The organism is Bacillus sp. FSL W8-1127, assembly GCF_038006725.1.
GTDB classification, from domain to species: Bacteria; Bacillota; Bacilli; order Bacillales; family DSM-4216; genus Bacillus_O; species Bacillus_O smithii.
This window is the reverse complement of sequence record NZ_JBBOVU010000001.1, coordinates 1172049-1197039: the sequence shown is the minus strand read 5'-3', so window position 1 is coordinate 1197039 and position 24991 is coordinate 1172049. Positions and strand designations below refer to the sequence as shown.

Below are 24991 nucleotides of genomic sequence, written 5' to 3'. Positions count from 1 at the left end.
CGGGCATGGTAGCCTGGTTGGCCCAGCCAGTACCGTATACCTGGCTTCATGGCTGGTAGCCATGCCCGCAGAGGCTCTTTGTCAAGTTGCTAAAAACCAACCCTTTGGGTTAGCTGGCTTAAGGTTAAGAAGCTAAGCCAGCTAACTCTATTTGGAAACACTCCTCAGGTGTACGATAATTGAGGATCTTCCTTGGAAGATGGTTACACCAATTTTCAACATAGGTAATGGTTTCGTCTGCCACAGAGGAAATGGGTCTCCCCTTTGGTATGAAGCGCCTAATAAGGCCATTATGACGCTCGTTGGTTCCTCGTTCACAGGATGTGTAAGGGTGTGTAAAATAAACCTCTGTTAGATCTTTTTCAACACTAAGGCCGAGGTCAGCAAATTCAGAACCGTTATCAGCCGTAATGGTTTTAAACACTTTAGAGAACCGATTACCATAAGACACTTTCAACTGAGATATGACTTCTGAAACGGATAGACTATCCTTGGCTGTCACTCTCAAAATTATTTCTTTACGGGTTTTGCGCTCAGTAAGAGTCAATAAGGCCTGATCTTTAGTCTTCTTGCCTATAACCGTATCAATTTCCCAGTGACCAAACTCTTGGCGTTCATTGACTTCAATTGGTCGCTCATCGATACTGCGTCCTAAGATCTTCTTATTCTTCCGGTTACGTTTTTTCTTGGTGTTCAGGGTAATTTTCATAGGTAGGTCAATGTTTTTAACGCCTATAAGTCCTAGATCAATATAGTTATAAAGGGTCTTGGTGCAAACCATTTTGTCTTTGAATTTCCCATCACGTTTGGCTCTCCCACATACCGCATCAGGAGACCATTTCTTATCAAGGATCTGAGTTTCGGCATACTTAATAAACTCGATGGCATCGTCTAGTTTTAGCTTGCGGCCACAGGCTTTCCTGTTTCTCTCATAGAGAAGTTGACCTGTGTCTGGAAAATAGACATGAACAATTTTCCCGTTGCTTTTTCTTTGTGGCACTGTACCTCTTCTTAACTCACGGGAGATGGTGCTTTTGTGACAACCAACATAATCTGCAATCTCCTGTTGAGTCTTACCAGCAGCGTGTAAGGCCGCAATTTTCCCACGGTCATAAGCCGTTAAGTGTTTGAAATGCCGAGCTCCTATGGTAGAATTAGTAATTGCCATAGATAAATCCTCCGTATCGATATTGTTTTAGTCGACTTAATCATACGTGGTTTATCTATGGTTTTTCATTTTTTATGCTTGTTGCATTTGATTATACAACTAGCCAAAAAAATTTTTTAAAAAAGAACAAAAAAATTTCATCAAAACACTTGAAAGTCAAAAATGGTCAGACTATAATAAAAGCGAAAGGTCAAATTTAGTCAAACTTTCTCGATGATCTTTGACGAAAATCAGTTGACACTAACAGATGATCCTTTTAAATTCATCTGCTGTTTACGAGCACCTTAAAAGTCAAAGTTAGTCAAAGTCAAAACCTTTTAAGGAGGTTGAAATAAATGCTCTGTGAAAAATGCCATCAAAAACCTGCCAATATAAGCCTTCATTTGCAAATCAATGGACAATCGAAAGATTACCATTTTTGCGAAGAATGTTATGAGAAAGAAAAACAATCGATCGCTCAATTACAAGGAGGGATGCCTATGTTTATGAATTTTGGTGGATTTCCGTTCGACGATTTCTTTAAAGGCTTCGGGGAACAACCTCCATTTGAAAACGGAACGCTAAACGCTTTTCCATACCAAGCACAGCCAAAACAAGCCGGAAACGGCAACAGTTTTCTTGACCAGTTTGGCCGCAACTTAACAAATGCAGCAAGAGCCGGCATCATCGATCCTGTTATTGGCCGCGACGAAGAAATCAACCGTGTGATTGAAATTTTAAATAGAAGAAATAAAAACAATCCGGTTCTGATCGGTGAACCAGGTGTCGGAAAAACGGCAATCGCCGAAGGGTTGGCTCTGAAAATCGCCGAAGGCTCCGTTCCTTCCAAATTGAAAAATAAAGAAGTATATTTGCTGGATGTCGCTTCACTCGTCGCGAATACAGGAATTCGCGGACAATTTGAGCAAAGAATGAAACAATTAATTGCAGAACTGCAAAAAAGAAAAAATATTATACTCTTTATCGACGAAATTCATCTTTTAGTGGGAGCCGGATCCGCTGAAGGGTCTATGGATGCCGGAAATATTTTGAAACCGGCGCTCGCACGTGGAGAATTGCAAGTGATCGGTGCCACCACATTGAAAGAATATCGACAAATTGAAAAGGATGCTGCTTTGGAACGCCGCTTCCAACCTGTTCAAGTGGATGAACCAGCACCGGAAAAAGCTTTGGAAATACTGAAAGGTTTGAAGAAACGTTATGAGGATTACCATGGCGTCCAATACACGGATGATGCGTTAGCAGCCTGCGTCCATTTATCACATCGTTATATCCAAGACCGATTCTTGCCAGACAAAGCCATTGATTTAATGGACGAAGCTGGTTCCAAATTGAACTTAACCATTACGACAAACGATAAAGACGCCATTCAAGCGCGGTTGAACCAAATAGCGAAAGAAAAAGAAAAAGCTTTACAAGAAGAACACTATGAACTGGCTGCTAAATTAAGAGACGAAGAAGCCAGCCTTGAAAAACAACTGAACAGCGAGGCGGATTCAAACATTCGTCCGGTCGTCACTGTCGCTCATATACAAGAGATTATTGAAAAGAAAACGGGAATTCCGGTCGGCAAATTACAGCAAGATGAACAAGAAAAAATGAAACATTTAGAAGAAAACTTAGCGAAAAAAGTCATCGGCCAAGATGAAGCAGTCAAAAAAGTGGCGAAAGCCATCAAAAGAAGCCGCGCCGGCCTTAAAGCGAAAAATCGACCTATTGGCTCTTTCTTGTTCGTCGGTCCTACCGGAGTTGGGAAAACGGAATTAAGCAAAACGCTTGCCGAAGAATTGTTCGGTTCAAAAGATGCCATGATTCGTCTCGATATGAGTGAATATATGGAAAAACACAGCGTGTCAAAATTGATCGGTTCTCCTCCTGGCTATGTAGGTCATGAAGAAGCTGGTCAATTAACAGAAAAAGTTCGTCGCAATCCATACAGCATCATTTTGTTGGACGAAATTGAAAAAGCCCATCCAGACGTTCAACATATGTTCTTGCAAATTTTAGAAGATGGTCGCTTGACAGATAGTCAAGGACGAACTGTAAGCTTTAAAGACACCGTTATTATCGCAACAAGCAACGCAGGACAATCGGTTAAAACGATTACGGTTGGATTTGAAAAGGGAAATGACAAAAGCGAAAGTTCCGTGCTGGATTCGTTGAAAAATTACTTTAAACCAGAATTCCTCAATCGTTTTGACAGCATTATTGAGTTTAAACCTTTAGAAAAAGAAGAATTGAAGAAGATTGTCGATTTGATGTTGGCGGAATTAAACGAATCATTAAAAGAACAAGAAATGACGATCGAAGTAACGCCTGAAGCAAAAATGAAACTAGCTGAACTCGGCTATCATCCAGAGTTTGGCGCCCGTCCGTTGCGCCGAGTCATTCAAGAACATTTAGAAGATCCGATTGCCGATTATATGTTGGACCATCCGGATGTAAAACATTTAAAAGCCGTGCTGGAAAATGATCACATCGTCATTGCTGCAAACTGATATTGGTCTTGAATGAAAAGAGGCAGACACTAAAAGAGGATACGGTCTATTAAATAGATTTAACTCCACAAAGCCGTATTCTCGTGTCAGCCTCTTTTTTTACTTTACAGCAAGTCAGAAGGATCATAGAATCGCATAAAAGCCTTTCTGATTCGAATGAAAGAGCAAACAGACGGAATGAAGAATTTTCCTATAGAAAATATGGGTTCTATGTGGATAAATCCTTCACGGCAAGTCCAATTTTTTTTAATAAACGGATAGCCGTTTCTTTCTCCTCGTCGTCCAGAACGCTCATCAGTGAATGAATGTTTTCAGCATGCTTTGGAAATATCTCTTCAATAACGGCCCTTCCTTTTTCCGTAATGGCAGCATATGTCACCCTGCGATCGGTAGGGCATGCGACCCGCTCTACCAACCCCTTTTTTTCTAATTTGTCTACTACATAAGTAATACTGCCGCTCGCCAGCAAAATTTTGCTTCCAATTTGCTGCAACGGTTGCGGGCCTTTATGATACAACAATTCCAATACGCCAAATTCCGTAGGATTTAACCCATTTTGATAAATCCATTCATTCGTTTCTTCATTGACGACTTTATATGCTCTTGACAGTACAACAAATAGTTTCAAGGACATTTGTATGTTTTTTTCTTCCATTTTCTCAATCAGTTCCTTCTATTCATAAATTCTGCATTCTTTGCGGCTCAATCACTATCCAATAATCATGATGGCCAGCAGCTTCGTCTATTTGTACTTGTTGAATTTCGGCAAGCAATCGAGCATGTCCCCATTGCTGATATCATCTGTTTTTCTTTTATACAAAACAGATTTTCACCAATGCCACCGCACCATCACCTATTAACGTTTGAAACATTTGTCCAGACAAGACTTTTTCCTCATTGTAACATAATCTTTCCATTCTTTGGCCATGTGGTTTCGCAATATTGATCAAAATTCCTTCCTGCATATCAACATTATATTACTTAGACTTTGGGTGAATAAACAAAGTGGTCATGCCAATTTTTTATTTTTCAATCGGAAAATCACTGTAGACCGCTGAAAGCGCCATTTTTGACGTCTTCTCCTACAAATAAATCGTCCATGAATGCTCGCAAACCATTTCCGGTTCTCTTCTGCTTTTTAAAATATAAGCCGCTTTCCATTTCTTCTTTCGTCTGTCAAAAGGTCATGCAGAAATCCTGTAAAAACACAACCACTCCTTCTGTTTTATACATATCCCATCAGATTGATTTCACCTTGTCAAGTTTAAACGTTTGCTCCTATTAAAAGATGCTTATATTCAAATTACTTTTTTTCGATCATTTTAAAGGGAAAACAACATCAAACGATTGATTTTCTCTCATTTTGACTTTTTTTCCAAAGGTTTTTTTCTAGCACTTCTCATTTCAAAGTTTCTGATATAATAAAGTAGATTTCAACATCGCAGAAGAGATCATTGAATCACGAATCTGCGGGAACCATAATAGTAAGGGCGAATTTTGATGCGAATAAATAAGAAAAAACAAAAATGGATTTATTTTTGGGTTGTGGTGGTCCCAAGTATTCTAACCATCATGCTGTTCTACCGTATTTTATTAGACAATGAAAGAGACAATTATCGTCAACATATTGAATGGATCGCCTCCATTCATCAAAACCAAATCGATCAATTTATTGGGGAAACGATCACGGGATTAAACATTTTAGCTTATAGTCTGGATCCGATGCTGAATGATTTGGATTCAGTCAAAATGATCTTAAAAAAGACTCAAAATCAGGATCCGCGTTATGGAGGAATGTATATTCTAGATTTAAAAGGCAACGTGATCACCGGAACAAACGACTTGTTAAAACACTATAATTTTAGATATATGGACTACTTTCGAGAAGTTCTTTTAATCAAACATACGGTCGTATCCGATCATCAGGAAAAGATTGATAATCAGCATGTTATTGCCGCCGCTTCTCCCATTTTGTCGAATAATAAAGTCATAGCGGTGCTGGTAGCCCATATACAAGTCGATTATATAAGAAATATCATGAAACAATTGACTCCAGATCAGGCTATATCATTTGAGAATTCAAAAGGAAAGACCATTTTTACTGTCAACAAACCACCGAAAAATAACGATACAGAAAATAAGATTCGTTATCCGCTTGAGCAATTACCTTGGAATATTGTTCTAACGACAGGCAACCGTTATTATCGGGATGTGATTCGTTCAACCATCTTATTTGCTATCATTCCGTTTATTTTTTTTCATATTCTTTTCCTCGTCTTTAAATATTTTATGCTCAAAAGACAAACGAAACTGGAACGGGTTCAAATCGAGGCTCAAAAACTGGAATTGATAGGAACGCTTGCGGCCGGCATTGCTCATGAAATTCGAAATCCTTTAACTGGAATTAAAGGGCTTGTTCAGCTTTTAAGCGAGAAATATCAAGATCAAACGGATCGTTTTTATTTTTCGGTTATTAATAAAGAAATTGCCCGCATCAATCAAATTGTCAGCGAGTTTCTTATTTTAGGAAAGCCGACGGTTCAAAAAATGTCGTACACCGATATTCGTGACATTATTGTTGATTTGAATCCATTGATTTATTCAGAAGCAAACTTGTACAACGTTCAATATGAGTATTCACTTCCAGATGAGCCTGCGATTCTATACTGCACGGTGGATCAGATGAAGCAAGTGCTCTTAAATTTAACCAAAAATGCTCTTGAGGCGATGAAAGATGGGGGAATTCTCCAATTAACCGTCACGAAAGCAAGCCGTTCTTGTTTGATTACGATCGCCGATAACGGAGAGGGGATCTCTCAAGAAAACTTGGAAAAGATTTTTACCCCGTTTTTTACATCGAAAGAAAATGGAACAGGGCTCGGCCTGGTCGTATGTAAACGTATCATTGAATCTTTTGGCGGAGAAATTGCGATTGAAAGCAAGCTCAAAATAGGCACCCAAGTTCGGATTACTTTGCCGCTAAAAGAAGATACAAGGGATGATATAACGAAATAACAAAAAAGCCAGGAAGGGAATCTTCTCCTGCCTGGCTTAGCTATCCACAGTGTCAGACCATACTGGCCATACAAGAAGAAAATGTCGCTTCTCGAATACGGACTGCCACTTTTTTTCCGGACCGGTATCTTTTGATCGTATTGGTTTGCGCTTTGTCGTAGAAGTATTGATAACGATTCAAAAGCTGATCCAATTCTTGGCTGCATTGAATGGTTTCTTTAGCATCAAGTCCCATTAAACTGCCAAGCCGAATCATCTCTTCTCGTTTTTCCTGAATTTTTTCCATCAAATACGCCTGATCATACCAAAAACAATCACTCACTTTACTTCCCCCAGATTATTCTTTTTTTCCAACACAGCCGTATCATAAACGCTTCGAGATCCGCTAAATTCTCTCATCTCTCGCATTTCATAAGTATTTTACCGTAGGATTATCTCAAGATTTTTCGAAAATGTAAATAGGTTCGGAAAAATAAGACATAAAATGGCATTACTGATCATATTTTGACATATTTTGATTGATCCGTCTGAATCTTTCATCCCATTTTGAAGAAAAACTCTCTCATACGTTTGAAATCCCAAACATATACATCTCCATAAAACTGTCACACCATCATAAACAGACTCGTTTTCTCGAGTTCTAAAAGAATGGCTTTTTTATCAATTTGTTTTCCGGCATAACCAATCAACTGATTGTTTTTCCCGATCACTCGATGACAAGGGATAATGATCGGCATCGGATTGGCTTTATTCGCTTGTCCTACCGCTCTGACGGCATTCTTATTGCCAATCGCTGCCGCAATCTCTTGATAGCTTCTTGTTTCTCCATAAGGAATATGAAGAAGTTCGTTCCATACTTTAAGCTGAAATTCCGTTCCTTTCAGAAAAATTGGAAGCTGAAAAACCTTTCTTTTTCCGTCAAAATACTCCAAAAGCTGTCCTCTGGCCTCCAATAATAAGGCGTCTTTTTCCGCTTTCTTTATCTCTTCATTTTCCGCTTTTTCACCAAATTCCAGTCCGATGATTCGTTCTCTGCTCGATACGATCGTCAAATTTCCGATCGGACTGTTCATCGTTAAAAATAATTTCATCTTTCTCTCTTACTCCTTTTTAACAGGCAAATAAATATAAAATGTTGTTCCCTTGCCAACACTACTTTTTACTTCCACTTTTCCATTATGTTCTTTAATGATTTTGAAGCTGACCATTAAACCAAGCCCCGTCCCCCGTTCTTTTGTCGTGTAAAACGGCTCGCCTAGCTTCTTGATCTTTTCTTCCGGAATGCCCGTCCCTTCATCCGATATCATAATACAAATATACTCTTTTTCCACTTTGCTTTGAATCAAGACATTCCCGCCTTTTGGCATCACTTCAATGGCATTTTTAATAATATTGATAAATACTTGTTTTAATTGATTGGATTCCGCATAAACAACCGGCAAGTTTTGATCCATTTCCATAATAAGCTGAACATTGGTCATTAAGGCCTGTGGCGTAAGGAGGTCAACTGTATGTCTGATGACTTTTCCAATATCGACTTTTTGGAATTGAACCGCTTGAGGCTTGGCCAATATTAAAAACTCGGTAATGATCGATTCAATTCTTTCCAATTCTGTTTTAATGACTTCAAAATACATTGCATATTGACCATTTAAATTATGCTCCAACAGTTGGATAAACCCTTTCATCGCCGTCAAGGGATTCCGGATTTCATGGGCGATGCCTGCCGCCAGCTCGCCGACCACATTCAACGTATCCGATTTTCTCAACTGCTCCTGTATTTTGATTTGTTCCGTCACGTCCCGAATCACCGTTAAATTCAGATGAGTATTTAAATATAGTTTGGAAGCCAGCTCAAAATATTTCGTCTCCTCACCGCATTTTTTCGTTAAAAGCAATTTCGCCTGTCCATGTTTTTTTACCTGACAAAAGTAATTTCTCTCTTCTTCTCTACTGGCATAAGATTTCATAACGTCCCTTACGTCCTGATTCAGGAACGTTTCTTTTTCCGCTTTTAACAAGCGGCAAGCCACATGATTAATATCTTTAATCACATAATGTTCGTCCCATAAAATCATGCCGTCCATCGATTCTTCAAAAACTTTGCGAAAACGCTCTTCACTCTCTCTCAATTCTTTTTCCATCCGATAACGGTCACTGACATTTCGGAAAATACTAAGATGATATTGTCCATCGGATGGCATTTTCACTGTAAATTCCAGATGCTTCTTTTGTCCATTAGGCATTTGAAAAAGCATTTCTTCCCTGGCTTGTCCATCTCGGTTCAGCTGCTTAATCACTTTCTCGTAGTCATCTATGTTATCAATAAAATCAATAAGGTTTCTGTTGAGCAGTTCTTCTAAAGTGCATTCAAACACCTTCAGCGCTGAGCGGTTCGCTTTAATGATCGAACCATCCCGGTTCCAAAACACGATCGCATCTACAGCTTCATTAAACAATTCCTCAAACATTTTTTCGCTTTTTTTTAATCTGATTTCCATCTGCTCATGTTCGTTCATGCCTTGCATGATCGCCAAATTGATCCCTAAGTCTTTGACGGGAATCACAATATAATCAAAAATCGTCATACCGTTGGCATGGATCATCGGGATTTCTCCGACTGTTTTTCTCCCCAGCTGAATCATCTCTTGAATCTCTTCAAATTGGTTTTGATATTCTTTTGGAACAAAAGAAGCAACCGTTCTCGTTTTTGCTTCCGACATGGTAACAGACATTTCTCGGCAGAACGCAGGATTCACATCCAATATGTTGCCTTGGCAGTCAAACAGAAGAATAGCATTCGATGCGTGTCTGTAAATATTTCTCAACATCATGGAAGTCGTAACAGCAAAGCGATCTTTTTCTTTTAAGTAGGTGATGTCACGCAAATAGTATATAACCATCTGGAGATTTTCATCGCGTTGAATCGTGATTTGCACAAATTTCATCGTGCCATCTTTTAAATGAAGGACCGTTTCATCTTCCAGTTTACCGTGTTCATGCAGCTCCTCTTTAAAATAAGCCAAAATTTCCTCTGGAACAGCCGGAAAAAAATCCTTCCATTCATGCTCCATCAATTCACGTTTCGTCAAATGCACCAAATCAGCAGCCGCTTGATTGGCATAAATGATTTCCGAGTCCATAGTAGTGACAATGATAGCTTCCCTTGAGCCTTCCAGTATCTTTTGATAGAATTGTAAAGTGTTCTCATCGGACAGCCGTTCTGCGACCTTTTGCCGTCTCTCCTTCTTTTCCATTCTTTCGCCTCCTAAGTTTTGAAAACACTAAACGTTCATTCCTTAATCAATCGGGTTTATATGAGTGGTTGTTAGGGTATAACTATAAATGTTTTTGGCCTTTGCGCCATGATGGATACTTCATAATGAAGGTGATCATTCGAATGTCAAAAAGAGATTTCTACTTTGACAACGCAAAATTTATACTCATCTTTTTCGTTGTTTTCGGTCATATCATACAGTCTTATATTCATGACAATTCCGTGATTACAGCCTTGTACATGACCATTTATACGTTCCATATGCCGGCGTTTACACTCGTTTCCGGCTATTTCGCTAAAGGGTTTTACAAAAAAGGATATGTAAAAAAATTGGCGAAAAAATTATTGATTCCTTATTTGATCTTCCAAATGATATATACCATTTTTTACTATTTCCTTTACCAAGAACATACTTTTCAAATCGAGCCGTTCGTTCCACAATGGTCCTTGTGGTTTTTGCTCAGTTTATTTTTCTGGAATGTACTGCTGATTTTGTTCGTGAAAATCTTTCAATTAAAAGAAAGTCTTTCTCTTTTTATTTCTTTGGTTTTGGGCCTTGTGGTTGGATGTTTTGAAGATCATTTGGATGTTCTCAGTTTTTCACGGACGTTTGTGTTCTTTCCGTTTTTCTTGCTCGGATTTTATTTAAAGAAAGAACATTTTTCGTCTATCATCACGACAAAAGCAAGAATCCTTTTTCTAATGGTTTTGTTGACCGTCCTGGTGTCGGTTTATTTTCATCCGAACTTAAATGAAAATTGGCTTTTGGGGTCCAAGTCTTATGCGCAGCTCCATTCTGATAACTTTACCGGGATGGTTTTACGAATTGGCATATACGCCATTAATATTTTAATGGTTTGCTGCTTTTTCGCTTTTGTTCCCCAACGAAAATTTTTCTTTACTCATTGGGGGAAAAATACGTTATATGTGTATCTTTTGCACGGCTTTTTTGTCAAAACTTTCCGTGAAAGCGACATGAAAAATTCGGTGGAGTCTGTCATTCTTTTGCTGATCGTATCGTTTTTGCTGACTGTCTTTTTGTCCAGCTCTTACATGACAGCCGTCGCACAACCAATTATTGAGATGAAGTGGGGAAAATTAAAAAAGATGATCCTCCATTTGAAAAAATCATCGAAATACATGGAAAGCTAGCATCGTTTTCGTACATAAAATAGTATTCGGAAAAAGATGAACATTTCCTGCTAAACAGTAAAAAAGACCATTGTTTTTTGTTTACCGGCTGGACGATACCGAAAAACCGTCTCCCTTCCAAGCGACGAAAAATTTTCCCGATGTTGGAAGGGAGATTTATTATGGAAACTTTTCTATATGTTGTCCTTTTTTCCCGTACTTTTATAAAATAGATTTAGTGATTTTCGCACGTTTGAACAAATGAAAAAATATTGAAATCGAATAGAAAAAGGAGTAACATCGATGCGCATAGTTGTCAGTACATTGAATGCTAAATTTATACATATGAACTTGGCGATACGCTATTTAAAAGCGTATGTTCAATCAAAATACAATGTGGAAATTGCGGAGTATACCATTAAAGATCCCGTCATGAATATTGCGACCGATTTGTTCAACCGAAAACCCGATGTTTTAGGATTTAGCTGCTATATTTGGAATATCGAAGAAACGATTAAAGTAATCAAATTAGTCAAAAAAATTATGCCAAATGTAATCATTGTCCTTGGCGGTCCTGAAGTTTCTTACGATGTCCCTTATTGGCTCAAAAGAATTCCGGAAGCAGATTTTATTGTGATGGGCGAAGGGGAAAAAACGTTTGAACAGCTTCTTGATGAAATCAACGGGAATCAAGATTTCAGCACAGTTCCCGGCATCGGATTTATCAAGGAAGGAAAAGTCCAGATCAATCCCCCTGCAAACAAGCTTGATTTAAGGGAAATGCCGTCGCCGTTTCGATTCGAAGAGGATATACCGGATCTTCCCAACCGGATCGTATATATTGAAACGAGCCGTGGATGTCCTTTTCAATGCCAGTTTTGCCTTTCCTCGATTGAAGTGGGAGTTCGTTACTTTAACCGTGAAAAAATAAAAGATGATATCCGTTACCTGATGAAGAATGGAGCGAAAACCATCAAATTTGTAGACCGAACATTTAATATTAGCCGAAGCTACGCCATGGATATGTTTCAATTTTTAATTGAAGAACATCTCCCGGGCACCGTGTTTCAATTTGAAATCACCGCAGACATTATGAGGCCGGAAGTGATTGAATTTTTGAACCGTGAAGCACCCCCTGGATTATTTCGGTTTGAAATCGGCGTTCAATCGACCAATGATTTAACGAACGAACTGGTGAAAAGAAAACAAAATTTTGCAAAACTGACACGGACCGTCACGATGATAAAAGAAGGCGGGAAAATTGACCAGCATTTAGATTTAATTGCCGGCCTTCCGGAAGAAGATTACCAATCGTTCCGGAAAACGTTCAACGACGTATTTGCACTTAGACCGGAAGAACTCCAACTTGGTTTTTTAAAAATGCTCCGGGGAACCGGTTTGAGAATCAACGCCCGTAAATACGGATATATTTATATGGATCATGCTCCGTATGAAATTTTGCAAAATCATGTTCTGGATTTTGAAGATATTGTCAAAATCAAGCAAGTGGAAGATGTACTTGAAAAATATTGGAACGATCATCGAATGGATCAAACGGTAGAATTTCTCGTCTCCCACGTTTTTCCTTCTCCATTCGATTTTTTCCAATCGTTTGGAAGCTATTGGGAAGAGCGAAAATGGTCAAGAATAGGCCATCAACGAGAAGACCTTTTCTTACGGCTTAAAGAATTTCTGCAAAATGAACGAGTAGAACAATGGCCTTTGATTGAAGGATTCATGAAATACGACTTTTTGACTAACGCTCGCTACAAGCCGCGAAAACCATGGTGGAACACAGTTTTGGATAAAAAAGAACGGGCAGCGGTATATGCACGCTTATTAGAAGAACCGACATTATTAGGCAAAAACTTTGCAAGCCTCAATCTGGATGAAAAAGATTTGTACAAACACACAATTTTAGAAAAAATTCCTTTCGATATAGAGCATTATTTTCAAACAGGAAACATTGTCGATTCGCCAAGCTATCTTCTTGTCTATTATCAGCCCGCTACAGGTGAACCTGTTTCTTTTTTCTTACATGAAAAGGAATGCTGAGCGCTCAGCATTCCTTCTTTTTATGTGCGCCCGGCATGTACATGAACTATAGGGTGTAAGTCCCAAACCCCGAAAACAGAAGTAGAGGTTAGCCAAGAGCAAGGGTGTCCGTGGTGACGCGGAATCTGAAGGAAGCTGGAGGCAAAACACCGGTCCGAGGAACACGAACCTCATATAAGGCTAGGTATGATTGAGTGAGTTTGCATAACAAAACAAAGCTCTTTCTGTCGAAGGTCATATCGAGTAAATGAGGCGGATAGATGGTGTGAAAGTGCATGTACTTACCCGGGGAGGTCTGGCGGATATGTGAAGTACTCTTCATAACCTACTTAGTGATAAGTAGCTGAACCGTCAGAAGTCAGCAGAGGTCATAGTATTAGTTGGTCTAGAACAACTAAGAAGGACCGAACAATTAAGAGAGAATAGCCCTTGGTATTCAGTGAGTCATGATGAACACAGAAAACGTAGTACCTCACTTGAGGGAGGAAGCGGTGAATCCCGTGGGAGACCTCTTGGAGGGTGGAGTGACCACTGGCATAAAGAGAACAGCTATTCACGGAAGTTATAAAGACTTGCGTCAATTATCTTAATTGAACCGCCGTATACGGAACCGTACGTACGGTGGTGTGAGAGGACGGGAGTTAATCGCTCCCTCCTACTCGATTTTGCTTTTTTTTTTTTTTTCGCTTCTTTATGGGTGATATCATATAATTTAGAGGCGTTCACATCTCCAAATTCAAGGCCATACTCTACTTGCAATGAAGGTTTCTTTTTTTTCATTATCCTCTACCCTTTCTTCCCTGTTTGGAATTGCGGTTGGCGTGTTTGATCGCTTCTTCGCCATTGGCAAACTCAACGGAAAAATCCGTTTCCTTCACATTTTCTTTCGGTGTTTTGCTGTATTTTTCCACCGCATTCTTTTCCGCTTTTCGCTTCGGCAATAAAAGTACCTCCCTTCCATTCGGTTATTTTCTATCATGACCAAAATAAACACGATTATCCTGACCTACACACGAATAAACAGATCGAACAGTTCACGAAGAAATGCTTATTCCAAATTTTTGTTTCATGATTTGCCGTCATGGGGAAAAAATAAAATTGAATGGACCATTGAACACGAATGGTCTAATATTAAAGTTTTTAAAGGAGGATGCACCAATGGCAGGCAGTCGAAATAAATTATTAATACCAGGAATTGAACAATATCTTGATTCCATCAAATATGAAATTGCCGAAGAATTCGGCGTACAGCTAGGCTCCAACACTGCTTCCCGCTCCAACGGGTCTGTCGGTGGAGAAATAACAAAACGACTTGTGAAGCATGCCCAATCCGAACTAGCTGGATCACAAAATCAAGAATCATGACGTTCAACCAATAACGAAATTTCAAGATCAAGACCTTCTCTTGAGAAGGTTTTGAAAAGTCGCTTTCAAACATTTTTCAGAACCTATAAAACCATAACAAAAGAGGCTAGACCATATCGAATATGAATAAGTCCGCCTCTTTTGTGAATGCTTGTCTTCATTCTTCTTATTGTCTACCAAAATTCTCTTTAACCATTTCTTTTTTTCGCGACACCACATAACCAATAACGGCGATGGCAATCAAAACACCCCAGAAAACGGATTTCCAGCCGATAGATTCCGGAAAATGCTCGTCTAGGATATGAATTTTAGGATGAGCAAGCGTGAAAACAATCAATTTTACACCAACCCACCCCACAATTAAAAAGGCCGCTGTTTCCAATGTTGGATATTTTTCTAGCAGCTGGACGAACCAAGAAGCGGCAAATCGTATTAACACTAACCCAATCATACCGCCAAGAAACATGACGATAAATTGTCCGCCGTCAATTCCACCTATTTGGAACGAGCCAATAGGACTTAATGTGATGGCCATCGCCACGGCTGCCAACATCGAATCGATTGCAAAGGCAATATCCGCTATTTCGACTTTTAGAACCGTCAGCCAAAAAGAGGTTCCTTCCAAGTTTTTTGGGCTTTCCGATTTTTTCTCCTCACGTTTCCATTTTTTGATTAAATGATTGATCATGATATACAGTAAATACAATCCTCCGACGGCTTGAACTTGCCAGACATTCACTAAATAAGAAATTAAAAACAAGGCGCTAAAGCGGAAAAGAAACGCTCCGGCCAAACCGTAAAACAACGCCTTCTTTTGCTCTTCTTTTGGCAAATGCTTGACCATAACGGCCATAACAACCGCATTATCAGCTGCCAAAATTCCCTCCAATACAACCAGAATCAACAAAACCCATCCATATTCCATCAGCAATGCAATATCCATTTTTCTCCTCCTCCCTTGATTTACAAAAGTTTCACAAAAAAAGACCTTTGCCCGTTATCGTACAGGCAAAGGTCTTGCGATGCATGATCCAATGTTCATGCCAACAAAGCCGATGGAAAGCTCCATGAATTGACGACTTTGTTGTAGGCTGAATCAGCCCATTGCTACTCCCCTTTGACTTAATAGCCAAGGTATTCATATTGTTATTAACATTATATGTTTCGAAACAGAAATTGTAAACATTATTTTTTCTGAAAATGCAACAAAAAGATTCTCATCAGTATACCGGCGACCAAGCCAGGAAGCAAAAAGAGCATCGGAGTAAAAATTGGACCTAAAAATGCAGAGCCAACATAGACTTTCGGCGAGTAAATCAAGCCTAGCGTGACGGTATAAGCTGAAAAAACAAATGGAAAATACGCATATTTTTCTTTCTCATTCGAAGCCATTTTATAGGCATCCCACATCGAAAACATATACAAACACGGATAAAACATAAGCCACTGATAATCGACAATTTCAGCTGCTTTTTTCGTTTTTCCTAAAAAACTAAGTATAATGCCTTCGTTAAAATGACTAAGAAGGTTAACGTAAATTTCCAATACAACCAATAAAATCCCTTTTACCCATTCACCAGCTAAAAGCTGAGGAAAGCCGGGAAACGCGATGCTCCAAAGCACTGCCTCCAACTTTGTTAGCCTTTTCATATTTTCTTTCGCCGGTTGGCAGCCAGTTGATCTTCTTGAAGTTGAAAAATTCCGCTGCTCATAGAACCTGCCTCCTGATTTCTGCTTATCCATAGTTTATTCGTTTTAAGACAAATTAAACATCAGCCAGTGTAAGGTTCACTTTGCAAGATGGATTTTCCTTTTGCTGCAAAAAGATTTTCCGCTGTCGAATCCATGACCATCCATACAAATTCGAATGATCTTTTTTCGCTCTCGCTTAAAAGGGGCCCATCCATTGACGGCCCCTTGCTTCAAAAAAGTATTTAAAGTTTATCAACAATAAAAGATTCGTCCTTTAGTCCATTGGATTATATAAATGAATATCGGGATTTTTTTCTTGAAACCAGCGAAGTGCGAAATCATTTTCGAATAAAAAGACCTTTCTGTCAAAGCGATCCTTCACCAACAAACTGCGGCTGCTGGATAAAGAATCATTCACGGCGTCTTCATTTTCAATCCAACGAGCGATTTTGGACCCCATCGGCTCCATTAATACTTCTGAGTTATATTCGTTTTTCATCCGATGTTCAAATACTTCAAATTGCAATTGTCCGACAGCCCCGAGAATATACTCCTCAGTGCGATAAGTTCTAAACAACTGAATGGCTCCTTCTTGAACTAACTGCTGTATCCCTTTATGGAAACTTTTTTGTTTCATCACATTTTTTGGAGACACTTTTACAAACAGCTCCGGTGTAAACTGCGGCAGTTTTTCAAAATGAAATAATTTTTTGCCCTCTACAATCGTGTCTCCGATTTGATAGGTCCCGGTATCATATAATCCGATAATATCGCCGCTGACTGCTTCGTCCACAGTACTGCGATCATCGGCCAAGAACTGCGTAGATTGACTAAGCTTCATGCTTTTCCCCGTTCTGGATAAGGTCACTGACATCCCTCTATTGAATTTTCCGGAACAAATTCGAACAAACGCAATTCGATCACGGTGAGCGGGGTTCATATTGGCCTGGATTTTAAAAACAAATCCTGAAAAAAGATCACTGCAAGGATCTATTTCCCCTTGATCAGATAGCCGAGGCTGAGGTTCGGGGGCAAATTGCAAATACGTCTCTAAAAAGGTTTGTACGCCGAAATTGGTCAATGCACTTCCAAAAAAGACCGGAGTCAATGTTCCTTCTCTGACACGCTCTTCTGAGAATTCATTTCCCGCTTCATCCAACAGCAAAATTTCTTCCAAAGTTTGTGTATATAAATCGGATTCTTTTATTGGATGGTCGCCGATGATTTCTCCATTTTCATCCAGAGAAAGGAACCGTTCTTCTTCCTCTACTCGAAATTGTTCAACGCGGTGATAAAAACGGTCATAAATTCCAAAGAACTCTTTACCCATGCCAATCGGCCAATTCATCGGGTAAGAGTCGATTCCCAAAACCTCTTCTAATTCAGACAACAGTTCAAGCGGTGGTTTACCCTGCCGATCAAGCTTATTAATAAAAGTGAAGATCGGAATGCCCCGCATGCGGCATACTTTGAACAATTTAATCGTTTGAGCTTCGATCCCTTTCGCCGCATCGATAATCATGACGGCGCTGTCAACGGCCATGAGTGTACGGTATGTGTCCTCGCTAAAATCTTGGTGGCCCGGTGTGTCTAAAATATTGACCCGATAGCCGTTATACTTAAATTGCATAACGGACGAAGTGACCGATATTCCTCTTTGTTTTTCTATTTCCATCCAATCGGAAGTAGCATATTTTCCGGTTTTCCTTCCTTTTACCGTTCCTGCTGCCCGAATGGCGCCCCCAAAAAGAAGCAGCTTTTCCGTAAGAGTGGTTTTTCCCGCATCCGGGTGAGAAATAATTGCAAACGTTCTTCGCGAACGGACTTCTTCCTGTAATGATGCCATATAGAATCAATTTCCTTTCCAAAATTCAACTTAAATGGCCCGAGACTGGCCTTAAGATCGTTACCTTTTCTATCATATTCTTTCAAAATCAGAATTTCAACGTGATTTCATCATAAAAAAGACTTTGAAATCAGGATCTCGGCATATCTAACGGAAAAATGGCCTTTAATCTAATCTGCTCACTTGCTTCCTTTCCGGTCGCCAAATGTGTTCCAACAATAAAGCAAGAAGCATTCCAATCATGATACCGTTGCTGGCCACATACTGCACAATGGCCGGCAACCCTTGAAACACAGACTGAGGTAAAAACATAATGGCCGTTCCTAGCGAAAGAGACATGCCGACAATCGTCAAACGTCTTTCATCCAGAGGGGATTTCAAAATAGAATTCAATCCGATTCCCAACATTTGAGTAAATGTTACTAACATGGCCGCATATGCAATCGGACCTGGCAAAAGCGACAACGCTTGATAGACAGCCGGTAAAAATGAACTGACAATCAAAAGTACACAACCGATTATATAAGGCTTCATACGGCTTTGGCCCGTCATACGGACAAAACCCGCCGAAATGGACAATGGGACAACCCCAACAGAAGAAAATAAAGAAGACAACAGATTGTTAACCCCGCTGATGATTCCGGCTCGGTTCAGTCTTCCCCTTTCCTCTTGCCGATCAACTACTTGCTGCATGGCCGCCACACTGGCAATAATATTGCTGATTAATACAAAAGCAACTAAAACAGCAGAAACCGCCATGCCTGCGTCCAATTTTGGCCATCCCCAAGCGAAAAACTTAGGAAATGAGACAACTGAAGAGACAGCCGGAGCCTTTTGTTCAAATCCATTTAGCATTATAAAGGTTAACCAGCCGAGAAGAATCCCAATGAGGACAGCGTAACTTTTGAAAAATCCCCTTCCCCATACAGACAAAATAAATACTAATATAAAGACGATAAAAGAAACGAGCACATGGCTTGCTTTTATTTCTCCTCCGGAATCGCCAACACCGATCATACCTTTTAAAAACACACCGGAAAGTTGGAGGGATAAAAGAATTAAATAGACTCCTGTCACGAGAGGCGTAAACAACTCAACCATATAATTCATCAGCCCCATGGCTCCAATGACAAGCAATACCCCTCCCGCAACTAACATTCCGCCTTCAAGCAATTGTAAAACTTGGAATGGATGAGAATGCTCCGCGGCTGCCATTTCCCCCATCAACACGAAGATGCCAAGCCAAATTCCCGCCGGCCCATCGGCAACCGGCAATCGGTGACCAATCCAGCCGGAAAGCAGAGAAGATATGCCAACAACCAAAAAAGTCCGCTGCAAAAGTTCGGCAATCTGATCGACGGACAAGTGGTAGACTTGTCCAACGACAATAGGAAGTACAATGGAATTGGCAAGTAAAAAAATAAACCATTGCAGTGACGCAACAGCGGTTTCCACTGTCCGTTCTTTCATAAGGGGTCCCTTTCTTTCCATTGAGCGGCACCTCACATCCCTACATCTCTCTTGTCCATTGATAAATCCGCTTTGCCACTTCATCTGATTCGTTTTCTGACAATGCCTTTGACAAAGAATCACTCATTTTCCTTAAAAGCGGTTCCTTTTCCTCTTCATATGTAAAAAAGATGGACCATTCTATTTCAGGAATAGAAACGACGAAGTAATCCTCTTTTTTATTTTCGTAAATAAAGATATTCGTTTCATTTCCGTTTATTTCTGTTTTACGAATTTTCATTTTGTTTTCCCCTTCCTATAAAAATGCAGTCATTTCAATAACTTTGGATGCTGCACTATCTTCATATAAATAAGCATCGTTTTTAATTTTGAGCAGGACACGCTGTCGATAAAGGCAGTCATTACTTTTTTAGGTCACACTTCTTCAGCCATTGGCGAGTATAAATAGACATACAGCAACTTTTCCGTATTTTCGATTGCCTTTTGATGAGTTCGTTCGAATGCGTGGGAAGAATCGATTCCCGGGCCGATCAGACCGTGGACGAGATCGCGTCCCGCTCTCATAGCCGCTGAAGCATCCGAGCCGTAGAAAGGATAAATATCGATTTTATATTGAATTTGATGTTCTTTTGCCAGCTGAACTAAATGCTTTCTTAGTCCGTAATGATAAGGTCCGCTAGAATCTTTCGCACAGATTGACACAGAATACTCATCTGAAGACTGTCCGTCCCCGATTGCCCCCATATCGACCGCCAAATATTCCACTGTCTCTTCCGGAATATTGGAATTTCCACCATAACCGATTTCTTCATTATTAGAAAACAAAAAATGAGTCGTATATGGCAATATACGTTCTTCTTTTTGAATCCTCCTCAAAGTTTGAATTAAAATCGCCGCACCTGCTTTATCATCAAGATGGCGCGATTTTATAAAACCCGACGCTGTCATTTCAACCCTCGGGTCAAATGAAACAAAATCACCAACTTGAATTCCCAGCGATTGAACATCGTTTGCAGATTTTACCTCTTCATCGATGCGCACCTCGATATTTTCATCATTTCTTTTTGCCTCTCCCGCTTCTTTATAAACATGAACAGACTGTTGGTGCATCAGTATCGTTCCAGTATACACGCTGCCGGAATCGGTATGAATACAGCAATATTCGCCTTCAACGGAATTCCAGCGAAATCCGCCGATCATCGTTAATTTCAGCCGTCCGTCTTTTTTGATTTCTTTAACCATCGCTCCTAACGTATCAACATGGGCAGTTACAAACCGGTGTTTGGATGAATCTTTTCCCGGCACCGTCACCAATAAACCGCCTTTTCGGGTTTTCTTGGTTTCGAACGTTGTATCTTTCAACAAAGACTCCACATAACGAATAATGTTTTCTGTATATCCTGTCGGACTGGGAATCGATACAAGCTCTTGAATCAATTTCATCGTTTCATTGACATCTTCCATCCCACATACTCCTTTCCATCGATATCGATTATACAATATGTATTTTAATAAACCTGGAAAAGCGATAACAAGTTGTCAAACATGCAACTTTATTCCAGTATTTAAAATCACCGTGGTTGGGGAATACTTCAAATAAAGGAGGATGATGAAGATGTTATCGTTTATTCTATATTTAATTGTTGGAGGAATTATCGGCTGGTTAGCCGGTCTTATCTTAGGGAAAGACATTCCCGGGGGAATCATTGGAAATATTATCGCTGGGATTATTGGGGCTTGGCTTGGCGGTTTGATACTGGGAGATTGGGGCCCTGATATTAGCGGTATCGCGATCATTCCAGCCTTAATAGGATCCATTATTCTTGTTTTTATTGTTGGCTTGATTTTAAGAGCAGCCAGAACTTAATCAGTACTTCTAATCGCAAACCTATACCTCCACTTTGTTTATATGAACACTTTGCGGGCAGTTCAATTTCCTTTTTTCATTCTAAAAAGGAATTTTTCTGCCCTTTACATATATACCCAGTCAAAAAGCCATTTCATTTATGATCAAGGCCTCTCTAACTATCTCCATCCTTGGTGAGTTAGAGAGGCTTGTTTTCCTATTCACTGTTTATAGGCCAGCTTTCAAAACTATATGAACAAAACCGATGACTCTTGTTATTCCAGACGTAAAGGCCCTTTTTTCTCGATGAAAGCATTATACGTATTTCAAAGCATGGTCCAAATCCCGAATCAAATCGTCCGGGTTTTCAAGGCCAACGGATAAACGTAACAGCCCGTCTGTAATTCCTCTTTTTTCTCGTTCTTCTTTGGGCATTGCCGCGTGAGACATTTTAGCTGGATATGACAAAATAGATTCCACCGCTCCCAGACTCACTGCAAACACGGGGATTTCTGCGTGTTGCACAAAAGTTCGAACCGCTTCTTCGTCTTTCAACGCAAAGGACAAAACGGCTCCCGCACCTTCAGATTGGCTTTCATGGATCAAATGTCCTTCATGGAATTTCAATCCCGGATAGTAAACATGTTCGACTTTTGGATGTTGAGCCAAAAACTCAGCAATTTTCAAAGCCGAATGGGAAGATTGCGTCAACCTCACATGCAAAGTTTTTAATCCTCTCATGACTAACCAAGAATCGTGCGCCCCTAATACAGCGCCAAATGCATTTTGCAAGGCATACAGTCTGTCCGCCAATTCTTTCTCTTTTACAACAGCCAGCCCGGCTAACACATCACTATGACCGGCTAAAAATTTTGTCGCACTATGAAGAACAATATCAACCCCAAAGTCTAAAGGTCGCTGCAAGGCAGGCGTCATAAACGTATTATCAACGAAAGTAAGACATCGATTCGCTTTTGCCAATTTTACAATTTCTTTTAAATCCGTAATTTTTAATAATGGATTGGAAGGTGTTTCTACATAAATGACCTTCGTATTCTCTTTTATATTTCTCGCGACGGCATCCAAGTCCGTCATATCTACAAACGTATGTTCAATGCCGAATCTGTTTAATACAGTTGTAACCATGCGATAGGTTCCGCCATAGACATCCTCTGTCACCAATACGTGGTCGCCTTGGGACAATAACAAAAAAGCTGTTGAAATCGCCGCCATTCCCGATGAAAAAGCAAAACCTCTCGAACCGCCCTCAAGCTGGGCAATCACTGACTCAAGAGCCTCGCGTGTTGGATTTCCTGAACGACTGTAATCGTATTTTCCAAATTCATCAAAACTAGTTTGGTGAAAAGTGGAAGCTAATTGAATGGGAACACTTACTGCCCCTGTAACCGGATCGAATTTATGCGAATTATGGAGCAACTCTGTTTGAATGGAAAATTTTCGATCGATCAATTTTTTATTACTCATGCGGATCACCCTTTCATATTTTGAAACGCTTGTTTTAAGTCGGCTAACAAATCTTCCACATTTTCAATGCCGATGGAAAAACGCAAAAGCCGATTGTCAATCCCGTTTTTAATGCGAATTTCTTCCGGAATATCCATATGTGTTTGCGTAGCCGGATACGTAATAAAGCTTTCGACTCCTCCTAAACTCTCAGCAAAAGAAATTAACTGCAAGCTTTGTAAAAAAGGGTTGACCCATTCCTCTTTTTGCAATCGGAAAGATAGCATTCCTCCTCTTCCAGGATATAAAACATCGGTCACCTCGCTACAACATCGCAAAAATTCACTGATTCTCCGGGCATTTTCTTCATGCTGCTTCATTCTTAATCCGAGCGTTTTCATCCCTCGAATCAATAGCCATGAATCAAATGGAGATAAGACCGCTCCGATCGCATTTTGATATTCGCCGATTTTTTGAGATAATTCTTCTCCTTTTGTGGCGACAAGGCCTGCAAGGACGTCATTATGTCCGCCAAGATATTTCGTAGCACTATGGACGACAATATCGGCCCCTTGAAGAAGCGGCTGCTGCAAAACGGGGGTATAAAACGTATTATCCACAATCAATAAAAGCCCGTATTCTTTTGCTAATTTTGCTGTTTGCTCTATGTCTGCTTCTTGCATAAGCGGATTGGTCGGCGTTTCAAGAAAAATCGCTGCCGTTCGATCCGTGATTTTTTCTCTTACTTTGGAGATATCTTGAAAATCGTCATAAATAAAGGTTAAACCGAATTTTTTCCAATTTCTTTCAAACAATCGATAAGTGCCGCCGTATAAATCTTTGGAAACGATCAGTTCATCGCCTGATTGAAACAAACTCAAAACCGTTTGAATCGCTGCCATTCCTGAACTGAATGCAAAACCCGCATCGCCTCCTTCCAAGTCGGCAATGGCTTTTTCAACGATTTTTCGCGTCGGATTTCCTGTTCTTATATAATCATATCCAGTCGATTGACCTATCTCTTTATGTCGGTAAGCGCTCGATAAATAAATGGGAGGATTGATCGCGCCGGTGGATTCCTCGCTCCGGTTGCCTATTTGGGCCAGTTTGGTTTGCAAATGATAACGTTCCATTGCATGCATCTCCTCTTGAAATGGTTTTGATAGGACGACATGATGGAAAAAAGAAATTTTTACAAATCAAGTCGATTTCCTAACACTGTTCATGAATAGTTTCAAATCGAGTAGGAGGGAGCGATTAACTCCCGTCCTCTCACACCACCGTACGTACGGTTCCGTATACGGCGGTTCAATTAAGATAATTGACGCAAGTCTTTATAACTTCCGTGAATAGCTGTTCTCTTTATGCCAGTGGTCACTCCACCCTCCAAGAGGTCTCCCACGGGATTCACCGCTTCCTCCCTCAAGTGAGGTACTACGTTTTCTGTGTTCATCATGACTCACTGAATACCAAGGGCTATTCTCTCTTAATTGTTCGGTCCTTCTTAGTTGTTCTAGACCAACTAATACTATGACCTCTGCTGACTTCTGACGGTTCAGCTACTTATCACTAAGTAGGTTATGAAGAGTACTTCACATATCCGCCAGACCTCCCCGGGTAAGTACATGCACTTTCACACCATCTATCCGCCTCATTTACTCGATATGACCTTCGACAGAAAGAGCTTTGTTTTGTTATGCAAACTCACTCAATCATACCTAGCCTTATATGAGGTTCGTGTTCCTCGGACCGGTGTTTTGCCTCCAGCTTCCTTCAGATTCCGCGTCACCACGGACACCCTTGCTCTTGGCTAACCTCTACTTCTGTCTTCGGGGTTCGGGACTTACACCCTATAGTTCATGTACATGCCGGGCGCACATAAAAAAGCCTTCTAAGAAGAAGGCTTTTTTATGACAGTCCTCTTCTTATCTTCCGGATAAATCCGCTGGATTTAGCACCTTGACAGCAATCGTGGATTGCAGCAGGTTGCTGAGGTTTCACAGGGCCAGTCCCTCCACCTCTCTCGATAAGAACGAAATTATTTGAATTTTTCCATCTTTTAATTAAATGTAACCGATCAGGTAAAAAAAAGCAATGATTTTTTATCATCGTTATGGAAAGGTTGAAAAGATGACAGCCTTTCATCCATTTCCTCTTTTGTTTC

At 40.1% G+C, this 24991-nt stretch carries 21 protein-coding genes and 1 riboswitch; of the genes, 6 read left to right on the top strand and 15 right to left on the bottom strand.

Annotated features, from left to right (window positions below):
- Positions 1-124: 124 nt before the first annotated feature.
- A complete protein-coding gene (locus tag NST12_RS05680) occupies positions 125-1168 on the bottom strand; it encodes an IS30 family transposase (RefSeq protein WP_048622401.1) in 1044 nt (347 codons plus the stop codon).
- Positions 1169-1503: 335 nt separating this feature from the next.
- Here NST12_RS05680 and NST12_RS05675 point away from each other — a divergent pair, with 335 nt between their 5' ends.
- Positions 1504-3666, top strand: coding sequence for an ATP-dependent Clp protease ATP-binding subunit (locus tag NST12_RS05675; protein WP_328200885.1), 2163 nt, complete (start codon positions 1504-1506; stop codon positions 3664-3666).
- A gap of 208 nt (positions 3667-3874) precedes the next feature.
- Here NST12_RS05675 and NST12_RS05670 read toward each other — a convergent pair whose 3' ends face one another.
- Positions 3875-4321, bottom strand: coding sequence for a MarR family winged helix-turn-helix transcriptional regulator (locus NST12_RS05670; RefSeq protein ID WP_003354359.1), 447 nt, complete (start codon positions 4319-4321; stop codon positions 3875-3877).
- 845 nt (positions 4322-5166) lie between these two features.
- Here NST12_RS05670 and NST12_RS05665 point away from each other — a divergent pair.
- A complete protein-coding gene (locus NST12_RS05665; RefSeq protein WP_341100576.1) occupies positions 5167-6681 on the top strand; it encodes an ATP-binding protein in 1515 nt (504 codons plus the stop codon).
- Positions 6682-6733: 52 nt separating this feature from the next.
- On the opposite strand, the gene NST12_RS05660 is transcribed toward NST12_RS05665, so the two are convergent.
- The 3 genes from NST12_RS05660 to NST12_RS05650 form a co-directional block, all read right to left on the bottom strand.
- Positions 6734-7003: an aspartyl-phosphate phosphatase Spo0E family protein gene (locus NST12_RS05660; RefSeq protein ID WP_328200890.1), complete on the bottom strand. Its 270-nt coding sequence runs from the start codon at positions 7001-7003 to the stop codon at positions 6734-6736.
- A gap of 283 nt (positions 7004-7286) precedes the next feature.
- Positions 7287-7772, bottom strand: coding sequence for a methylated-DNA--[protein]-cysteine S-methyltransferase (locus NST12_RS05655; protein ID WP_048623034.1), 486 nt, complete (start codon positions 7770-7772; stop codon positions 7287-7289).
- Between the two features lie 9 nt (positions 7773-7781).
- Positions 7782-9938 (bottom strand): PAS domain S-box protein, encoded by a 2157-nt coding sequence (locus tag NST12_RS05650; RefSeq protein WP_341100574.1) that lies wholly within the window; start codon positions 9936-9938, stop codon positions 7782-7784.
- Between the two features lie 143 nt (positions 9939-10081).
- Between NST12_RS05650 and NST12_RS05645 the strand changes: the two genes are divergently transcribed.
- Positions 10082-11110 (top strand): acyltransferase family protein, encoded by a 1029-nt coding sequence (locus tag NST12_RS05645; RefSeq protein WP_341100572.1) that lies wholly within the window; start codon positions 10082-10084, stop codon positions 11108-11110.
- A gap of 282 nt (positions 11111-11392) precedes the next feature.
- Complete coding sequence (locus tag NST12_RS05640) at positions 11393-13144, top strand: B12-binding domain-containing radical SAM protein (protein ID WP_048623032.1); 1752 nt, start codon at positions 11393-11395, stop codon at positions 13142-13144.
- 549 nt (positions 13145-13693) lie between these two features.
- On the opposite strand, the gene NST12_RS05635 is transcribed toward NST12_RS05640, so the two are convergent.
- Together NST12_RS05635 and NST12_RS05630 are read right to left on the bottom strand one after the other, a co-directional pair.
- Positions 13694-13924: a hypothetical protein gene (locus tag NST12_RS05635; RefSeq protein ID WP_341100569.1), complete on the bottom strand. Its 231-nt coding sequence runs from the start codon at positions 13922-13924 to the stop codon at positions 13694-13696.
- Positions 13924-14085 (bottom strand): hypothetical protein, encoded by a 162-nt coding sequence (locus NST12_RS05630; protein WP_003354994.1) that lies wholly within the window; start codon positions 14083-14085, stop codon positions 13924-13926. Before NST12_RS05630 ends, NST12_RS05635 begins: the two co-directional genes overlap by 1 nt.
- Before the next feature lie 217 nt (positions 14086-14302).
- Between NST12_RS05630 and NST12_RS05625 the strand changes: the two genes are divergently transcribed.
- Positions 14303-14509, top strand: a complete 207-nt coding sequence (locus NST12_RS05625; protein ID WP_003354995.1) for an alpha/beta-type small acid-soluble spore protein — start codon at positions 14303-14305, stop codon at positions 14507-14509.
- 166 nt (positions 14510-14675) lie between these two features.
- Here the strand turns inward: NST12_RS05625 and NST12_RS05620 are convergent, their stop codons facing one another.
- The 6 genes from NST12_RS05620 to NST12_RS05595 form a co-directional block, all read right to left on the bottom strand.
- Positions 14676-15452 (bottom strand): TerC family protein, encoded by a 777-nt coding sequence (locus NST12_RS05620; RefSeq protein ID WP_048623031.1) that lies wholly within the window; start codon positions 15450-15452, stop codon positions 14676-14678.
- 242 nt (positions 15453-15694) lie between these two features.
- A complete protein-coding gene (locus NST12_RS05615; protein WP_048623030.1) occupies positions 15695-16159 on the bottom strand; it encodes a hypothetical protein in 465 nt (154 codons plus the stop codon).
- A gap of 316 nt (positions 16160-16475) precedes the next feature.
- On the bottom strand, positions 16476-18047 hold the full coding sequence (locus tag NST12_RS05610) for a peptide chain release factor 3 (RefSeq protein ID WP_048623029.1): 1572 nt from the start codon (positions 18045-18047) through the stop codon (positions 16476-16478).
- Positions 18048-18212: 165 nt separating this feature from the next.
- On the bottom strand, positions 18213-19538 hold the full coding sequence (locus NST12_RS05605) for a purine/pyrimidine permease (protein WP_048623028.1): 1326 nt from the start codon (positions 19536-19538) through the stop codon (positions 18213-18215).
- Between the two features lie 19 nt (positions 19539-19557).
- Positions 19558-19797, bottom strand: coding sequence for a YueH family protein (locus tag NST12_RS05600; RefSeq protein ID WP_048623027.1), 240 nt, complete (start codon positions 19795-19797; stop codon positions 19558-19560).
- A 134-nt stretch (positions 19798-19931) separates the two neighbouring features.
- Complete coding sequence (locus NST12_RS05595) at positions 19932-20981, bottom strand: M42 family metallopeptidase (RefSeq protein WP_048623026.1); 1050 nt, start codon at positions 20979-20981, stop codon at positions 19932-19934.
- Between the two features lie 151 nt (positions 20982-21132).
- Between NST12_RS05595 and NST12_RS05590 the strand changes: the two genes are divergently transcribed.
- On the top strand, positions 21133-21384 hold the full coding sequence (locus NST12_RS05590) for a GlsB/YeaQ/YmgE family stress response membrane protein (RefSeq protein WP_048623025.1): 252 nt from the start codon (positions 21133-21135) through the stop codon (positions 21382-21384).
- A gap of 294 nt (positions 21385-21678) precedes the next feature.
- Here NST12_RS05590 and metC read toward each other — a convergent pair whose 3' ends face one another.
- Both metC and NST12_RS05580 read right to left on the bottom strand, forming a co-directional pair.
- Complete coding sequence (gene metC / locus NST12_RS05585) at positions 21679-22848, bottom strand: cystathionine beta-lyase (protein WP_371836632.1); 1170 nt, start codon at positions 22846-22848, stop codon at positions 21679-21681.
- Positions 22849-22853: 5 nt separating this feature from the next.
- Positions 22854-23960 (bottom strand): methionine biosynthesis PLP-dependent protein, encoded by a 1107-nt coding sequence (locus NST12_RS05580; protein WP_048623024.1) that lies wholly within the window; start codon positions 23958-23960, stop codon positions 22854-22856.
- 789 nt (positions 23961-24749) lie between these two features.
- A riboswitch (SAM riboswitch) is annotated at positions 24750-24860 on the bottom strand.
- Between the last annotated feature and the right edge of the window lie 131 nt (positions 24861-24991).

Excerpts from the sequence above, each read along its gene's own strand:
- NST12_RS05680 (WP_048622401.1), bottom strand. The coding sequence starts at position 1,168 with ATGGCAATTACTAATTCTACCATAGGAGCTCGGCATTTCAAACACTTA.
- NST12_RS05675 (WP_328200885.1), top strand. The coding sequence starts at position 1,504 with ATGCTCTGTGAAAAATGCCATCAAAAACCTGCCAATATAAGCCTTCAT.
- NST12_RS05670 (WP_003354359.1), bottom strand. The coding sequence starts at position 4,321 with ATGGAAGAAAAAAACATACAAATGTCCTTGAAACTATTTGTTGTACTG.
- NST12_RS05665 (WP_341100576.1), top strand. The coding sequence starts at position 5,167 with ATGCGAATAAATAAGAAAAAACAAAAATGGATTTATTTTTGGGTTGTG.
- NST12_RS05655 (WP_048623034.1), bottom strand. The coding sequence starts at position 7,772 with ATGAAATTATTTTTAACGATGAACAGTCCGATCGGAAATTTGACGATC.
- NST12_RS05650 (WP_341100574.1), bottom strand. The coding sequence starts at position 9,938 with ATGGAAAAGAAGGAGAGACGGCAAAAGGTCGCAGAACGGCTGTCCGAT.
- NST12_RS05645 (WP_341100572.1), top strand. The coding sequence starts at position 10,082 with ATGTCAAAAAGAGATTTCTACTTTGACAACGCAAAATTTATACTCATC.
- NST12_RS05640 (WP_048623032.1), top strand. The coding sequence starts at position 11,393 with ATGCGCATAGTTGTCAGTACATTGAATGCTAAATTTATACATATGAAC.
- NST12_RS05635 (WP_341100569.1), bottom strand. The coding sequence starts at position 13,924 with ATGAAAAAAAAGAAACCTTCATTGCAAGTAGAGTATGGCCTTGAATTT.
- NST12_RS05625 (WP_003354995.1), top strand. The coding sequence starts at position 14,303 with ATGGCAGGCAGTCGAAATAAATTATTAATACCAGGAATTGAACAATAT.
- NST12_RS05620 (WP_048623031.1), bottom strand. The coding sequence starts at position 15,452 with ATGGATATTGCATTGCTGATGGAATATGGATGGGTTTTGTTGATTCTG.
- NST12_RS05615 (WP_048623030.1), bottom strand. The coding sequence starts at position 16,159 with ATGAAAAGGCTAACAAAGTTGGAGGCAGTGCTTTGGAGCATCGCGTTT.
- NST12_RS05610 (WP_048623029.1), bottom strand. The coding sequence starts at position 18,047 with ATGGCATCATTACAGGAAGAAGTCCGTTCGCGAAGAACGTTTGCAATT.
- NST12_RS05605 (WP_048623028.1), bottom strand. The coding sequence starts at position 19,538 with ATGGAAAGAAAGGGACCCCTTATGAAAGAACGGACAGTGGAAACCGCT.
- NST12_RS05600 (WP_048623027.1), bottom strand. The coding sequence starts at position 19,797 with ATGAAAATTCGTAAAACAGAAATAAACGGAAATGAAACGAATATCTTT.
- NST12_RS05595 (WP_048623026.1), bottom strand. The coding sequence starts at position 20,981 with ATGGAAGATGTCAATGAAACGATGAAATTGATTCAAGAGCTTGTATCG.
- NST12_RS05590 (WP_048623025.1), top strand. The coding sequence starts at position 21,133 with ATGTTATCGTTTATTCTATATTTAATTGTTGGAGGAATTATCGGCTGG.
- metC (WP_371836632.1), bottom strand. The coding sequence starts at position 22,848 with ATGAGTAATAAAAAATTGATCGATCGAAAATTTTCCATTCAAACAGAG.
- NST12_RS05580 (WP_048623024.1), bottom strand. The coding sequence starts at position 23,960 with ATGGAACGTTATCATTTGCAAACCAAACTGGCCCAAATAGGCAACCGG.